A 14,198-nucleotide genomic window follows, 5' to 3' on the forward strand; every position below is an offset into this window, starting at 1 on the left:
CCGCACTTCCAGCACGGATCGTGCGCCGGCTTCCCCTCCGGCACCTCCGCCCGTGCATGCAATGAGCGTAGTGGCTGTTGGTACGAATGGGAAAGAGGGGGACTCGTGTGACTCAGTAGGTAGGGTCCAGGCCCAGCAGCGGGAAGCTGATGTCGCGGGTGGCCTTGATCGAGCGATCCAGCCAGGTGTCCGGGTTGTAACCGGTCGACCAGTCCTCGTACGACGCGTCCCGGCCGTCCGTCATCCGCAGTGGCGCGGTCCGCGCGTACCGGATCCGGACGTCCTCGCGCCACGACTCCGGCACCGGCGTCTGCGGGTCGATCGGGCTGCCCGCCACGATCGCGAGCAGGTGACTCCAGGCCCGCGGTACGACGTCGATGATCGCGTACCCACCGCCGCCGGTCGCGACCCACTTGCCGCCGGCGACCTCGTGCGCCAGGTCGTGCAGGGCCAGGTACGCCGCCCGCTGCCCGTCGACCGATTTCGTCAAGTGGGCCAGCGGATCCTCGACATGCGAGTCACACCCGTGCTGGGTGACCAGCACCGACGGCCGGAACGCTTTCACCACGTCCGGCACGATCGCGTGGAACGCCCGGAGCCAGCCGGCGTCGCCCGTCCCCGGTGGCAGCGGGATGTTGACCGCCGTACCCTCCGCGCCCGGTCCACCGGTCTCCCCCGCGCTCCCGGTGCCGGGGAACAGCGTGGTGGGCGACTCGTGCAGGCTCACGGTCAGCACCCGCGGGTCGTCGTAGAACACCGTCTGTACGCCGTCCCCGTGGTGCACGTCGACGTCGACGTACGCGACGCGCTCGGCACCGTGGTCGAGCAGCCACTGGATCGCGATGGCGGGATCGTTGTAGACGCAGAAACCACTTGCCGCGGCAGGCATCGCGTGGTGCAGGCCGCCGCTGATGTTGGCCGCGTGCAGGACGTCGCCCTCCCACACTGCCCGGGCTGCCTCGACGGAGGCGCCGACCACGTGCGCGGACGCCTCGTGCATGTCCGGGAAGCAGTACGTGTCCTCGGTGCCGAGGCCGTGCAGCTGGTCCGGCCGGTCGGGATCCTCACCCGCGCGTCTGACCGCGGCGATGTACTCGGCGGTGTGCACGGTCCCGATCAGCGCGTCGTCGGCAATCGGGGCCGGCACGACCTTCAGTTGGTCGAGTACGCCGAGCGCCCGGGCCAGCCGCACCGTCAGATCCACCCGGATCGGACTCATCGGGTGGCCATGGCCGAAGTCGTACGCCGTCAGACCGTCGTCGAAGACCAGCATCGCCTCACCACTCATGCCCCCGACCTTAGCCGTCACCGCTCCGGCACGGGTTTTCCGAACCTGACGTTCAGCCGATAAGCACCACCCCGCGCATGGAAGACCGTCATCACCAGGACGCCCACCAGGGCAGCGATCCCGGCCGCTCGCGGGTGGTCGCCGATGTGCGCCCAGAACGCCAGCAGTCCGGCGATGACGAACGCTCCCACGCCGCCGACCGCATTGCGGACCGGCGAGTTGCCGGTCAGGTTCGGGTATTCCCGGGCAGTGATGCCCAGGACGAAGTGCGGAATCCCGTTCGTCCCCATCAGCCCGGCCAGGAAGCTCAGCAGCAGCGCCTGCGTCATGATCCACCTCATTTCAGTCTACGTGTGTTGACTGAAAGCTAGACCTCTCTGCGACCTGAGTCAACATGCGTAGACTGAACGGCGTGACGACTCGGGTGGAGCAGCGGCGGCGGACGGAAGAGCGGATCCTGGCGGCGGCGCGGCAGTTGTTCGGGGAGCACGGGTACGACCGGACCACGATCCGCGCGATCGCCGAGGCGGCCGACAGCGACGCCGGGCTGGTGATGCGGTACTTCGGCTCCAAGGAGAAGCTGTTCGCCCAGGCCGCGGCGATTCCGCCGGACGGGCCGATCGAGGGGTCGCCGGAGGAGATCGCCGTACAGCTGACGGCCGGACTGTCGGCGAAGCTGGCTGAGGAGCCCGCCTCGGCGCTGGCGGCGATGCGGGCGATGTTCAGTCACCCGGATGCCGCGGCGGAGGTGCGGGCGGCGATGGCGGCACAGCAGCGGCAGGTGGCCGAGCAATTGCCGGGCGAGGACGCCGTACTGCGTTCTGGCGTGATCGGCGCGTTGATCCTGGGACTGGTGGTCGGTCGGCACCTGGTGAAACTGGACGGGCTCGACGCGTCGCCGGACGAGTTGCTCGAGGTCGCCGGGCCGATGATCGCCTGGCTGACCGAGGGTTCGGGGTGACGCCTACAGCGTTTGGGACATCAAGGCGAGGCGGCGGTTGGGGTCGTTGAAGGTTTCGGTGCGGCCGGTGGGGAGGAAGCCTGCTCGGCGGTAGAAGGCGGCGGCCCGTGGCGCGGCGTCGTACACCCAGAGGAGCAGGCGTTTGAAGGACTGCTCGCGTGACCAGATGAGGAGTTCGGCGGTGAGCGCGTCGGCGACGCCGCGACCGCGGGACTCCGGGGACACCCACATCGCGAGCATCAGCGCGGCATCGGGATCGCGTTCGTCCTCGCCGGCCGGTGCGCCGGTGACCATGCCCGCCGCGTCGTCGTCGACCTCGGCCAGCAGAGTGACCTTGTCAGTCGCGCGGAGCCGGGTCCGCCAGTCGGCCTCCATCAACGCGACCGAGTTCTGATAGGTGCTGTAGAACGACTCCGGCGCGTCCAGCAACGCCCGTAGACGCACGTCCCGCAACGCCGCCCAGTCGTCCTCCCGCAACCTCCGCACACTCACCGTCATACGGCCACCCTGGGCGGCGGCGGACCGCACGGCAAACGGATTTAACGAGTCGAAGCGGGCGGCGCGACACCCCTCCAAGGCCGCGCCGGCCGCTTCCGCAGGGACCGATCCACTCGGTCGCTGATCCGGTCGAGTTCCGTCCCCCACAGGCGGGTCGACCGGGTCGAACTGATGGCTACTGGGAGTCACACATGGCCCTGTAGCCGGTCTATCGGTCCAGGACTGCAAGGTGTTACAGGATTTGCAGGAACCTGCAAATCCGGCTGCGGTTCGGTTGCGGAGGGTTACCAGAGCTGGTCTAGGCCTGTACTCTTCGCGGTCCACCCAGGCGGCAGGCAACTTGATGCAACGTTGAGCATCGGACTTGCGCTGAGTAGCCGTCAGGCCGCACAGTTCCGTCCCGTGAGGAAGTCCGTGAGCTCGATGAGACCCAATCGACGGCAAATCTTCACGGCGGGGGCCGCGGTGGCTGCCTCGACCGTGGCCGTCTCCACTGCAACCGCGCCGGAGGCGGCCGCGACGACCGGCGGGCCCTACGGCTCCGGCGTACTCGGTTCCTGGTCCACCGCGACCCGGGCCATCTCGACCGCCGCGCAGATCCAGCGCACCCGGGAGACCAACGGGGTGTTCATGTTCGGCGACAGCATCTCCGTCCAGGACGGGAAGGCGCTGGCGATCCGGCTGCTGAACCGCGACGGCAGCCAGATGGCCGTGCACAACTGGTCCAGCCGGCCCACCTCCGGCGCGGTCGACGCGCTGCAGCAGTGGGCGTCGACGTACGGCCTGCCGCGGCGGATCCTGATGGCGAGCGGGTCGAACGACATCTTCGACCCGCCGAAGTTCGCGGCGCAGATCGACCGGGCGATGAGCATCGTCGGCCAGACCCGGACGCTGTACTGGGTCAACCTCCAGGTCGTGCGCAAGGCCGTGACCGGGCCTGTGCAGCTCGCCGACCAGCGCAACAGCTCGTGGCTCAACATGCAGCTGTACGACGCGCAGGAGAAGTACCCGAACCTGCGGATCATCCGCTGGGCCGAGTGGCTCTGGGTCAAGCCGTACCGCCTGACCAACTACCTCCGCGACGGCGTGCACCCCACGGTTCCGCTCGGTCAGGACGCCCGCAACGAGCTGATCGTCCAGTCGCTCACGCAGCGCTGAATCGGGCTGGCGCGCGCTCGCGTGCTCCCGCTACTCTGGTCACGTGAACACGAACTTGCAGCTGTGGTGGGCCGTCTAGGGCGGCTCCCTGTTCACGTGCATCCGAGAGGCCGCCTCGCCGAGGCGGCCTTTTCCATGTCCTCGGTGGGGCGTTCACACACCGAAGGGCAAACGAAAATGACCTCGCTTTCTGGAATCACCCCGTCCGGCCGGCTGACCCTGGGCAACCACCTCGGTGCGTTGCGCCGGTTCACCGATCCGAACGGGTACTACTTCGTCGCGAACCTGCACGCGATGACGACCAAACACGATCCCCGCCGACTCGCCGCACTCACCCGGGAATGCGCGACGCTGATGCTCGCGGCCGGAATTCCGCCGGGCACGGTCTTCGTGCAGTCCGACGTACCGGCCCACGCCCAACTCGCCTATTTGCTGGAATGCACGTCGTACGTCGGGGAACTGTCCCGGATGATCCAGTACAAGGAGAAGGGCAAGGGCAGACCGATGACCCGGGCCTCCCTGTTCACCTATCCGTGCCTGATGGCCGCCGACATCCTGCTCTACGGCTCGGACCGGGTGCCGGTCGGCGGTGACCAGGACCAGCACGTCGAGCTGGCCCGTGACATCGCGATCCGGTTCAACCGCGAGTACGGCGAGACGTTCGTCGTACCGCAGCTGGCCAAGGCGGTGCTCGCCACCCGGATCAAGGATCTGTCCAACCCGGCCGCGAAGATGAACAAGTCCGACACCGACGACGCGATCGGGACGATCCGGCTGCTCGACCCGCCGGACGTGATCCGGCGCCAGGTGATGCGGGCCGTGACGGACTCCGAGAACGAGGTCCGGCACGACGAGGCGGCGAAGCCCGGTGTCACCAACCTGCTCGAGATCCTGGCTGCCTGTACCGACGGCGATCCGGTCGCGCTCGCCGCGTCGTACTCCTCGTACGGCGAACTGAAACAGGACGTCGCGGACGCGGTCTTGGCCGTGATCGAGCCGCTGCAGAAGGAGTACGCGCGACTGGCGACGGACCCGGGTGCGATCGACGACCTGCTCGCGCAGGGCCGGGACCGGGCGATCGAGGCGAGCCGGCCGCGGTTCGAGGCGGCGGTCCGGGCGATGGGCCTGGCCGGGTCGACGGCGGCCGGGGGCGGTTTGGCAGGATCGGCGCCATGAAGCTTCGCGTCGCCACGTTCAACATCCGCAACTCCTCCGCCCCGGACGGCGACAACGCCTGGCCGGTACGGCGGAACGCGACTGTGGCGGCGATCGAGGAACTCGATGCGGACGTGGTCGGGCTGCAGGAAGTGCTGCCGGACCAGCTCGAGTACCTGCGCTGGCGGTTCTCGCGGTACGAGATCGCCGGCGTGGGCCGGGACGACGGGATGAGTGCCGGTGAGCACTCGGTCGTCCTGGTCCGGCCGGGCGACTGGAAGGTGGAGAGGCACGAGACCCGGTGGCTGTCCGACGACCCGGGGACGCCGGGGTCGGTCGGCTGGGACGCGGACCTGACCCGCATCGCGACCCTGGTCTGGTTGCGGCACCTGAACGGTACGACGATCGGCGTCGTGAACACGCACTACGACCACGCCGGCGAGGTCGCCCAGCTGCAGTCGTCGCGGCTGATCGCGCGCTGGATCGCCGGCGGGCTGCCGTGGATCGTGATGGGCGACCTGAACGCGACACCGGACTCGCCACCGCTGAAGGCGTTGACCTCGGCCGGTCTGCGGAACGCCGTACCGGTCGAGGCCGGTGGCAGCTGGCACGACTTCACCGGCGCGGAGGACGACGACCGCATCGACCACATCCTGGTGACCGAGTCCTGGAAGGTGGTCGACGCGGCCGTGTCCCACGTACGCCCGGGCGGACGGCTGCCGAGCGATCACTGGCCGGTGGTCGCGACGCTAGATCTTGGCTAGTACCTCTTCCCGCAGACGCTCGAGGGCGTCGAAGCGGCGGTTGCCGGAGCCGAGGAACGAGTCCGGTACGAGGAGTTCGTCGATCCCGGCGGCCGGGTACTGCGCGACCGTGTCGAGCACCTCCTGGGCCGACCCCATGATCACGTGCATGCCGCGTCCCTCGAGCCGCTCCTTGCGCTCGACCGCCTCGGTGTCACCCGGTACGACGACCTCGAGGATGGTCTGCGCGGATCGACGTACCGACTTCGGGTCGCGGCCGAGCTTCGCGCAGTGCTCGGCGAAGATGGTGCCCTTGTGGGCGGCGAGCTCGGGGCGGCCCCAGTGGTTCCACTCGTCGGCGTACTTCGCAACGATGCCCAAGGCAACCTTTTCGCCGGCCGCGCCGATCATGATCGGCAACCGGGCCGGCTTCGGCTCGAGCGGAGCACTGGCGAGCTGGTAATTCTCCCCGTCGAAGGTCGTCCGTTCCTCGGTCAGCAACCCCTTGATGACCTGGCAGGCCTCCTCGAACCTGGCCAGCCGCGCCCGCACCGGCGGCAGCTCGATCCCGTACACCTCGTGCTCGTTGACCTGCCAGCCCGCCCCGATCCCGAGGACGAACCGGCCGGCACTCATCTGATCGATCGTCGCCGCCTGGTTCGCGACGACGGCGGGATGACGGTAGGTGTTCCCCAGCACCATCGACCCGATCCGCACCCGCTCGGTCCGGGCCGCCAGACCGGCGAGCAGGGCCAGACACTCGTTGACGGGCACGGACAGGTCGTCCCCGTTCTGCATGAAATGATCCGCAATCCACACGCCATGCCATCCGGTCCGCTCGGCGTACTCAGCTCCTTCGAGCACTTCCAGCCAGGTCCGAGAGGCAGCGGGCCACAAAGAAAGGCCAGGGGTGTGACCCTACGTTCTGCCGGTCAAGCGCTCTCCTGCGCCGCCAGCACCGCTTCGCCGTTCTCCTCGGCCCACTCCGTGAGCATCCGGATCGGCCCCATCAACGTGCGGCCCAGGCCGGTCAGTTCGTACTCGACCCGCGGTGGGACGCCGCCGTGGTCACGGCGTTCGACCAGACCGTTCGCCTGCAGCCTGCGCAGCGTCTGGGTCAGCACCTTCTTCGAGATCCCGCCGATCAACGTGATCAACTCCGAGTGCCGGCGTGGTCCTTCGTTCAGCCCCCAGAGAACGACCACGGCCCACTTGTCCGCGATCACCTCGACCGCCAACCGCGCCGGGCAGTCCGCGAGAAACACATTGCCGGGATCCAAACCGTCCACGGCCGTCAGGGTACCCAGAGGTTCCCACGGCGCTCTCTACCGTCTCTTGCATGGCAGGCCTACCGGAAAGCACCCACAGACTGTTCACCGAGCCGAAGGACGTCACAATCATCACCCTCGACCCCGACGGCTCCCCGCAAGCCTCCTTGGTCTGGGCCGAACGCGAAGGCAACGACATCCTGATCGGCATCCAGCACCCCCATCGCAAGACCCGCAACCTCCTCCGCGACCCGCGCGTCACCCTGGTCGTCCAGGACGACCGCCCCAGCCCTCGAGGCATCACGCAGTACCTGGTCCTCCGCGGCACCGCAAAACTCGAAGGCCCCGGGATCCCTGACGAATACAAGGCCCTGATGGACCGACAATCCCTCCGCTACCTCAACAACCCCGACTTCCCCTACGGCCAAGGCATCCTCCACACCGGCATGATCGCCCGCATCACCATCGACCGAGTGACTGGCGAAGGGCCGTGGGCGGGTTAGACGATGTGCCAGCGCATCAGGAAGGCGCCTACGGAGAGGACGAGGTAGGTGAGGACCAGGAGGGTGCCGATGCCGGGGCGGGGGCGGTGGGGTCGGGTGGGGTGATCGGCGGCCTGGTGGCGGAGGGATTGCATGACGGCGCCAACATAGGCCGTTTGGTCCTTGGGGATGCCGTTGATCTCGTTCTCGTCCTGGCCTCGGACCAGTACGACGTTGTCGTCGCCGACCTCGATGCGGTCCACGTCCTGCCAGGCGACGCTCCGGATGAGCATGCTGGTGCGGGCTTTGACGGCGGTGGACGTCAGGACCACGCGATACAGGACCACACCGCCGGCGACGCGGACGACCGAGGCGCCAATGATGGTGAGGAGGCCGACGGCGAGCATGTCGCGGGCGCCCATCCAGAGCCAGGAGTTCAGCGCCGGTACGGCGATGAACGGGGTGACGAACAGCGCCCAGGCCCACCACGGCGCCGGATCCAGCGGCACTCGCCACGGCAACTCCGGCACTGGTACGGCGGCACTCACTTCTTCGGGCGCAGGCGTGGCGGCCGGATCCACCGAACGATTACCCATGGGCGGGACCATAGTCGACTCATCCCTAGTACACGGCAAGAAACTGCGGCGCTAACAATAACGGCCGCTCCGGCTCAGGTGTTACTCGAAGGGTGCTTACTCGGCGGCGAGGGCTCGCGATCGGTTCCGCGCTGCCTCGATGGCGGACAGGAACGCGGCTCGGACCTTGTGGTCTTCCAACTCGCGGATGGCGGCGGCCGTCGTACCGCCTGGGGACGTGACGCGCTCGCGCAGCACGGTCGGGTGTTCGCCCGTCTCCCGCAGCAGCTTCGCGGAGCCGACGACCGTTTGGACGACGAGTTCCGTCGCGGTGCCGCGGGGCAGGCCCATGTGGACGCCGGCCTCGATCATCGCCTCGACGACGAAGAACAGGTACGCCGGACCGGACCCGGAGATCGCGGTCACCGCGTCCTGCTGCTTCTCCGGGACCCGGATCACCCGGCCGGTCGCCGCCAGCAGGCTCTCCGCCAACTCGAGGTGGCTCTCGTCGCAGTGCGCGCCGCGGGAGATCGCCGCCATCCCCTCGTCCACCAGGGCCGGTGTGTTCGGCATCACCCGGACCACTGCTACACCTTCCGGCAGTCGCGACTCGATGAAGCCCGTGGTGACACCGGCCGCCATCGACACCACGGTCTGGGACGCCCTGACCGCCGGGGCGATCTCGCTGAGCAGGTCGCCCATGTCCTGCGGCTTCACCACCAGGACCAGGGTGTCCGCCTTGGCGGCCGCGTCCAGGTTGGACACGACGTCGACGCCGTACCGCTCCCGCAACTCGGCGGCACGCTCCTCCCGGCGCTCGGTGATGAGGAGCTCCTCCGGTCGCCGCCCGGCCCGAATCAGCCCGGACAGCAACGTCTCCCCCATCACACCGGCTCCGAGAATGGCCACCTGACTAGTCATGACCTCAGGTTACTGATCGAGCTGACCGGCGAGGTTTCAGGTGCTCAGTGGGCGGGACGTACTACTTCTTGCTGATCAGGGAGCGGGCGAAGAACTGCAGGTTGGCCGGTCGCTCGGCGAGGCGTCGTACCAGGTAGCCGTACCAGTCCTCGCCGTACGGGATGTAGACGCGCACGGTGTGGCCCTGCGAGGCCAGCCGGAGCTGCTCCTCCGGGCGGATGCCGAAGAGCATCTGGTACTCGAAGCTGCCCGGCCGGCGGTTGGCGCGGTCGGCGAGCGAGCCGGCGATCGCGATCAGCCGCGGGTCGTGGGAGGCGATCATCGGGTAGCCGGCGCCGTTCATCAGGATCTTCATTGCCCGGACGTACGCCTTGTCCACAGCCCGCTTGTCCTGGAACGCGACCGACTCCGGCTCCTTGTACGCACCCTTGCAGAGGCGGACGCGGGAGCCTGCGTGGGCGAGGTCGCGGCAGTCCGCCTCGGTCCGGCGCAGGTACGCCTGCAGCACCGCACCGGTCTCCGGGAAGTCCTGGCGCAGCTCGCGGAGGATGCCCAGGGTGGAGTCGGTGGTGGTGTGGTCCTCCATGTCGAGGGTGACCGTCGTACCGGCGTTGCGGGCCGCGTGGCAGATGGTCCGCGCGTTCTCCAGCGCGATCTTCTCGCCGTCGCCGGGCAGCGCCTGGCCGACCGCGGACAGCTTCACCGAGACCTCGGCGTTCTTGGTCAGGCCGGCGTCGGACAGCTGCTGGAGCAGCTCGAGGTACGCGTCCGCGGTGGCGGTCGCGGCGGCCAGGTCGGTGACGTCCTCACCGAGGTGGTCGAGGGTGACGTACAGGCCGTTGCTGACCAGCTTCTCGGTGGCCAGCACAGCCTCCGGAGCGGACTCGCCGGCCACGAACCGCGCGACGATGCCACTGGACACCGGGAGCGACGAAACGGCCTTCTTGATCTGGGGGCTGCGGGACATGCCCAGCAGGACTCGCCGAAGCACTACGTGTTCCTCCTCATCAACCCACCCGGCCCCATATGCCAGTGGTGTCAGCAGGTTACGCGCCTGAACCAGACGCTCGCTAATCGTGTGTCCGGGACCACACCACCGGGTCCACTGGTTCGGTCACAGCCCGTGCCCACGCCCGGCTCAGGACCCTCACCGGGAGAGGATGCGGTATGCCCATCTTCAAGCGTCGCAGGCGGAGTACCGGGGAGGCCGACCCGATCGGCGCGTTCTGGTCCTGGTGGACCGAGTCCGGTGCCGCGATCGTCGCCGACGCGATCGCTCGCCAGCAGCCGACCGAGACGAGCGCCGTACTCACCGAGTACCTGGGCCGGATCCACAACGACCTCGAATGGGAACTCGGTCCGGGCCTGCACGCCGACCACGTGCTGATCGTCACCGCGGCCGGCGACCCGGGCCTCCGGGCGACCGCCCGGCGCTGGTTGCGCGCGGCGCCGCCGTCGGACCAGACCTGGGAGTACGCCGACCTCCGCCGGCCCGGACCGGCCTTCACGATCCGGTTCGACGGGCTGCCGCCGATAGCGATCGACGAGGCAGTGGTGACGCTCGAGGCCGACGCGGCCTCGATCCACGTCGGCGTCCATCACCCCACGTTCCCTGAACTGCCGATCGACGTACAGCGGCGGGTGACGTTCCTGATGCTCGACCTCGTCCTCGGCGAGGAGATGGTGGAGACCTGGGTCGGCGCGATCGACACCCTCACCGACGAACCCGCCGAGGTGAAGCCGATCGGGATCCTCCTGCCCGCGGTCGCCGCGTTCGCGGCTGAGCACACACTCGAGGACGGCAGTCCCGCTTGGAAGATGCTCGAGGGCGTCCGCGACGGACACCGCCTCATCGCCACCGCCGAGTACCCGCTCCGCTCGATCCGCCGCCCGCACCTGGACACGCACGCGGCAATCTCGATCGGCTACCCGGTACGGCGTGAGGACGGCCTGCCGGAGGCGGACATGCTGGACGAACTCCGCCAGTTCGAAGACCACCTCACCGACCGCCTCGGCGGCTCCGGCAACCTCCTCGCCCACGAGACCTCGGCCGGCACCCGGGTCCTCCACTACTACGTCGACGGTACGACGCCGGCCGGCGAACAACTCAAAGCCGCCATCACCGGCTGGCCCCACGGCAAGGTCGCCGTCGCCGTATCCCCCGACCCCGCCTGGGACAACGTCTCCCACCTGGCCGGCTGAACTCTCCCCCCTCCCCCGCGCGGCCCGCTACGCGCGCTCCTCCGTCGCGTGCTTCGCCGGGACACTCCCGCCCGCCCCCTTCTGCGCGGATGCCGCCGCTCAGTCGACTGCGACGTGATCCCGCCGACCGCGATCCGGTATCGCCGCCGCTTAGCCCGCTCCCCCGTCGCGTGCACGCGACTTGCTGCGGCCCGGGCCAGGCCGTGCCCGGCCGTGATCGGCATGGGTTCGACCGACCGCCGTGATCGGCAAGAGGACGGGCCGGCCTCTCTCGAAACGCCGTCCACGCCCGGGCTCTAGGGACATGCGGGAAGCCGTATGTTCGTCGCGCATAGCTGGATAGCTTCGTTCGAACGAGATGGTCAACGTGGCGACCACACTCTCCGGCCCAACCGGTGCCGGCTGCCGAGTAGAGCCTGATTGCGCTCGCGATCCGGCCTACAAAGGCTGTGGGACGTTCTTGGCGACGTGCATGCGGTGATCGAATCGTGGAGTCCGGCGGAACTGTTCTCGGTAGTCGGTCGCGCGGTGGCCGAGTGTGGTTGGCGACGATCTCGCCCACAAGCGTGCGGAAGAATCCTCGGTCAATGAGTGGCGATGCAGCGGCAGGTCAGCTCATTGGCGAACATGCCAGGTAGCGAAGGACCCCATACGATGCCCGCTCCTTCGCCCGGACCCACGTGCGTCTCGATCGAGCTCCACGCCAGCCGAGTCGGTCGTGTCGACCGACACCTCGCTCGCGCCGCTGGCCGATGTGCTCGACTCTCGGCGCGCGTGAAAGTTGCGCCGCTGGACAGGGCCGAGGGTGCAGGACAGCGGGCAGACCTCCGCAGGAGTTGCGAATCCACATCGCCAGGGTGTTTTCTGGCGCGCGCTGTTCTTTACGTGTCCGGCAGTGGCTGTTGTGCTCGGTGGGTGCCGGTGGGATCGACGTGGAAGGCGAACCCGTTGGGGGTGATCCATTCCAGCGTCCTGGGATCGACGCGGCGCACGTTCCAGCGGCCATGCGTCTTGACCCTGTGCGGGAAGCGGCGCAGGGGTGCGAGGTTGGTGGGGGTGGTTTGGCCTGGTGGGCCGAGCGGGTCGTAGGGCTGGATGTGGTCCAGGTCCATGCCGGGGTGGGTTTCGCGGGTGCCGTAGGGGAACAGCTCGACGGGGTGGATGAGTTTGACTCGTTCGCGGATCCGGTCGGGGATTTCGTAGGCGTCGACGCTGACGGCGTCGTTGAGGTCGATGACCGGCTTCACGGTGTAGGGGCCGTGGCCGACGAGCTCGCTCAACTGCGATGCGAGGAGTGGGCCGAGGTCTTCGACGCGCAGGACGCCGGTGCCGGTGGCCAGGGTGTGGTCGGTGAGGTGAACGTAGATCTCGGTCTGCCCGGGCCGCACCGGTCGACCCGTTCGTGGGTTGGTGTGGGCGTCTCGCCGGATTTGGGCGAGCCGGGCGTCGAGCGCGCGGCGTGCGGCGGTGTCGGCAGTCGTGGCATCGACCGTCGCGGTGTCGCTGTCGTCGCGGTCGGGTTGGAGGCCGGGGTCGAATGGCTCGATCACTTCCTTGTAGGGGGTGTCGAGGGGGTCGGGGAGGTTGCTGTGGCTGGGGTGGGGGGCGTCGCGGTCGGCTTCGTCGTCCGGGCCGGGCTCTGCCCAGTCAGGTAGCAGGCCCTGGTCGCTCGAGGAGGGATCGTGGTTCTCGTCTCGTGGTGTGCGCCGGCCGTACTCAGCATCGCGCGTTGACTGGGCTGTTGAAGCTTTGTCCCGGGTGCGGGTAGCGGCCGGGTCGGCGGTCGACAGATCACGGCGCTCGGACTCGTCCTTGGTCGTGCCGGCGTCTGGAGCCGTGTCCGGGCCGGTGGCTTCGGCAGATGCTCGCGCGGTGCAGGCGCTGGCCTCGCCGGTGGCGGCGGCCGTTGGGCTGGCGTTGCCGGTGGGCTGGCGCGGTTCGGGCGGGGCGGGTGGGGTGTTGTTGAGGTGTTGGTGGGCTTGGTGGAGGAGTTCTTCGGTGTAGCGGGGGTCGGTGATGATGCCGACGGCGTCGGCGCGGCGGTGTTGGAGGGAGGTGGTGTCGCCGAGGATTTTGAGGGCTTCGGCGATGCTGCCGATGCGGGCGTTGAAGCGGATGGCGTGGCCGGTGGCGGTGCGGATGAAGATGGTCTTGGTGCCGTGCTGGTCAGACCGTCCAAGGTGGACGCCGCGTTCACGCTTCTTCTGCTCGGCCTTCTGGCGGGTGCCTTCGGGGTCGGCGTGGGTCTTGGCGGCCTCGACGATCTTGTCCAGCCGGATCGGGGTGAGCGAGTCGACGACCCGGGCGACGCGCTGGTCGACGGCTCGGGCGGCGTCGTGGGGCAGGTCGAGGCAGGCGGTGGCGATCTTGCGGGCCTTCCAGCCGGTGGCGTGGCCGGCTTGGACGCGGGCCCAGGTGAGCGGGAGGCGGTGGCGCAGGGCGAGGGCCTGGCCGATGAAGTCCGCGGCCGCACCCGCGGACATGCCGAGCAGGGCACCGAACTCGGCCGGCGCGAACTCGGCGATCTCCGGACAGCCGTCGCCGCCCAGGACGATGGCGCGTTCACGGCCGTCGCTGGGGCGGCGGCTGGCGCTGTGGCCGGGACGGGTCAGGCTGGTGTCGGGGTGGTGGTGGTCGGCAAAGATCTGGGCATGTTCGATCAGACGCGCGTCGAGGCGGTTGACCTCGGCACGGTGTTCGGCGGCCGACTCCAGCAGGTCGGCCGTCGACAGCATGGTCAGATCTCCATCGAACATGTGTTCGGCCTTAGGTGATTGTCGGCGATGAGGGCAAGCTCGCGGAGGGCCAGATCCCCTTATCCACAAGGCGAAACATCACATTGTGGGGTTGCGGAAACCGGATAGGCATCAGCACTGAGACTGGGTCGCTGGACGGCCGCGGTGACCTGCTCAGGTGGGCGGCTCGCGCCCTCACGCGGGGGTGCGCA

Annotated in this window: 15 protein-coding genes; 6 read left to right on the forward strand and 9 right to left on the reverse strand. The window is 68.8% G+C overall.

Features of this window, described 5'->3' with window-relative positions; genetic code table 11:
* Positions 1-112: 112 nt before the first annotated feature.
* Positions 113-1,288 carry an acetoin utilization protein AcuC gene (locus tag ACGFIF_RS19540; RefSeq protein WP_393156114.1) on the reverse strand — a complete coding sequence of 392 codons (1,176 nt, stop codon included), beginning with the start codon at positions 1,286-1,288 and terminating at the stop codon, positions 113-115.
* A 17-nt stretch (positions 1,289-1,305) separates the two neighbouring features.
* Positions 1,306-1,617, reverse strand: coding sequence for a hypothetical protein (locus ACGFIF_RS19545; protein ID WP_393156116.1), 312 nt, complete (start codon positions 1,615-1,617; stop codon positions 1,306-1,308).
* Positions 1,618-1,700: 83 nt separating this feature from the next.
* Here ACGFIF_RS19545 and ACGFIF_RS19550 point away from each other — a divergent pair, with 83 nt between their 5' ends.
* Positions 1,701-2,249: a TetR/AcrR family transcriptional regulator gene (locus ACGFIF_RS19550; protein WP_393156117.1), complete on the forward strand. Its 549-nt coding sequence runs from the start codon at positions 1,701-1,703 to the stop codon at positions 2,247-2,249.
* Between the two features lie 3 nt (positions 2,250-2,252).
* Here the strand turns inward: ACGFIF_RS19550 and ACGFIF_RS19555 are convergent, their stop codons facing one another.
* On the reverse strand, positions 2,253-2,747 hold the full coding sequence (locus tag ACGFIF_RS19555) for a GNAT family N-acetyltransferase (protein ID WP_393156119.1): 495 nt from the start codon (positions 2,745-2,747) through the stop codon (positions 2,253-2,255).
* A gap of 465 nt (positions 2,748-3,212) precedes the next feature.
* Here ACGFIF_RS19555 and ACGFIF_RS19560 point away from each other — a divergent pair, with 465 nt between their 5' ends.
* The 3 genes from ACGFIF_RS19560 to ACGFIF_RS19570 all read left to right on the forward strand — a co-directional run bounded on the left by ACGFIF_RS19560 (position 3,213) and on the right by ACGFIF_RS19570 (position 5,824).
* The gene (locus ACGFIF_RS19560; RefSeq protein WP_393156120.1) at positions 3,213-3,905 is read left to right on the forward strand and encodes a hypothetical protein; all 693 of its coding nucleotides are present in this window, start codon (positions 3,213-3,215) and stop codon (positions 3,903-3,905) included.
* Positions 3,906-4,082: 177 nt separating this feature from the next.
* Positions 4,083-5,081: a tryptophan--tRNA ligase gene (gene trpS, locus ACGFIF_RS19565; protein ID WP_393156121.1), complete on the forward strand. Its 999-nt coding sequence runs from the start codon at positions 4,083-4,085 to the stop codon at positions 5,079-5,081.
* Positions 5,078-5,824, forward strand: a complete 747-nt coding sequence (locus ACGFIF_RS19570; protein WP_393156123.1) for an endonuclease/exonuclease/phosphatase family protein — start codon at positions 5,078-5,080, stop codon at positions 5,822-5,824. The genes trpS and ACGFIF_RS19570 overlap by 4 nt, the downstream gene beginning before the upstream one ends.
* On the opposite strand, the gene ACGFIF_RS19575 is transcribed toward ACGFIF_RS19570, so the two are convergent.
* Both ACGFIF_RS19575 and ACGFIF_RS19580 read right to left on the reverse strand, forming a co-directional pair.
* The gene (locus ACGFIF_RS19575; RefSeq protein WP_393156124.1) at positions 5,810-6,700 is read right to left on the reverse strand and encodes a TIGR03560 family F420-dependent LLM class oxidoreductase; all 891 of its coding nucleotides are present in this window, start codon (positions 6,698-6,700) and stop codon (positions 5,810-5,812) included. The genes ACGFIF_RS19570 and ACGFIF_RS19575 overlap by 15 nt on opposite strands.
* 35 nt (positions 6,701-6,735) lie before the next feature.
* Positions 6,736-7,092, reverse strand: coding sequence for a winged helix-turn-helix transcriptional regulator (locus ACGFIF_RS19580; RefSeq protein WP_393156125.1), 357 nt, complete (start codon positions 7,090-7,092; stop codon positions 6,736-6,738).
* Positions 7,093-7,142: 50 nt separating this feature from the next.
* Here ACGFIF_RS19580 and ACGFIF_RS19585 point away from each other — a divergent pair, with 50 nt between their 5' ends.
* Positions 7,143-7,574, forward strand: coding sequence for a pyridoxamine 5'-phosphate oxidase family protein (locus tag ACGFIF_RS19585; RefSeq protein WP_393156126.1), 432 nt, complete (start codon positions 7,143-7,145; stop codon positions 7,572-7,574).
* Here the strand turns inward: ACGFIF_RS19585 and ACGFIF_RS19590 are convergent.
* The 3 genes from ACGFIF_RS19590 to ACGFIF_RS19600 form a co-directional block, all read right to left on the reverse strand.
* Complete coding sequence (locus ACGFIF_RS19590; RefSeq protein WP_393156127.1) at positions 7,571-8,149, reverse strand: hypothetical protein; 579 nt, start codon at positions 8,147-8,149, stop codon at positions 7,571-7,573. The genes ACGFIF_RS19585 and ACGFIF_RS19590 overlap by 4 nt on opposite strands.
* A gap of 96 nt (positions 8,150-8,245) precedes the next feature.
* Positions 8,246-9,049 (reverse strand): pyrroline-5-carboxylate reductase, encoded by an 804-nt coding sequence (gene proC / locus ACGFIF_RS19595; RefSeq protein ID WP_393156128.1) that lies wholly within the window; start codon positions 9,047-9,049, stop codon positions 8,246-8,248.
* Between the two features lie 61 nt (positions 9,050-9,110).
* Positions 9,111-10,040, reverse strand: a complete 930-nt coding sequence (locus ACGFIF_RS19600) for a proline dehydrogenase family protein (protein ID WP_393156129.1) — start codon at positions 10,038-10,040, stop codon at positions 9,111-9,113.
* A gap of 176 nt (positions 10,041-10,216) precedes the next feature.
* Here ACGFIF_RS19600 and ACGFIF_RS19605 point away from each other — a divergent pair, with 176 nt between their 5' ends.
* Positions 10,217-11,251, forward strand: a complete 1,035-nt coding sequence (locus ACGFIF_RS19605; RefSeq protein ID WP_393156131.1) for a DUF695 domain-containing protein — start codon at positions 10,217-10,219, stop codon at positions 11,249-11,251.
* An 881-nt stretch (positions 11,252-12,132) separates the two neighbouring features.
* On the opposite strand, the gene ACGFIF_RS19610 is transcribed toward ACGFIF_RS19605, so the two are convergent.
* Positions 12,133-14,007: a DUF222 domain-containing protein gene (locus ACGFIF_RS19610; RefSeq protein ID WP_393156133.1), complete on the reverse strand. Its 1,875-nt coding sequence runs from the start codon at positions 14,005-14,007 to the stop codon at positions 12,133-12,135.
* Between the last annotated feature and the right edge of the window lie 191 nt (positions 14,008-14,198).

This window comes from Kribbella sp. NPDC049174, assembly GCF_043197365.1.
Taxonomy (GTDB): Bacteria; Actinomycetota; Actinomycetes; order Propionibacteriales; family Kribbellaceae; genus Kribbella.

What these genes read in the sequence shown, in the direction of transcription:
- ACGFIF_RS19540 (WP_393156114.1), bottom strand. Translation starts at nt 1,288, where the DNA reads ATGAGTGGTGAGGCGATGCTGGTCTTCGACGACGGTCTGACGGCGTAC.
- ACGFIF_RS19545 (WP_393156116.1), bottom strand. Translation starts at nt 1,617, where the DNA reads ATGACGCAGGCGCTGCTGCTGAGCTTCCTGGCCGGGCTGATGGGGACG.
- ACGFIF_RS19555 (WP_393156119.1), bottom strand. Translation starts at nt 2,747, where the DNA reads ATGACGGTGAGTGTGCGGAGGTTGCGGGAGGACGACTGGGCGGCGTTG.
- trpS (WP_393156121.1), top strand. Translation starts at nt 4,083, where the DNA reads ATGACCTCGCTTTCTGGAATCACCCCGTCCGGCCGGCTGACCCTGGGC.
- ACGFIF_RS19570 (WP_393156123.1), top strand. Translation starts at nt 5,078, where the DNA reads ATGAAGCTTCGCGTCGCCACGTTCAACATCCGCAACTCCTCCGCCCCG.
- ACGFIF_RS19585 (WP_393156126.1), top strand. Translation starts at nt 7,143, where the DNA reads ATGGCAGGCCTACCGGAAAGCACCCACAGACTGTTCACCGAGCCGAAG.
- ACGFIF_RS19590 (WP_393156127.1), bottom strand. Translation starts at nt 8,149, where the DNA reads ATGGGTAATCGTTCGGTGGATCCGGCCGCCACGCCTGCGCCCGAAGAA.
- proC (WP_393156128.1), bottom strand. Translation starts at nt 9,049, where the DNA reads ATGACTAGTCAGGTGGCCATTCTCGGAGCCGGTGTGATGGGGGAGACG.
- ACGFIF_RS19605 (WP_393156131.1), top strand. Translation starts at nt 10,217, where the DNA reads ATGCCCATCTTCAAGCGTCGCAGGCGGAGTACCGGGGAGGCCGACCCG.
- ACGFIF_RS19610 (WP_393156133.1), bottom strand. Translation starts at nt 14,007, where the DNA reads ATGTTCGATGGAGATCTGACCATGCTGTCGACGGCCGACCTGCTGGAG.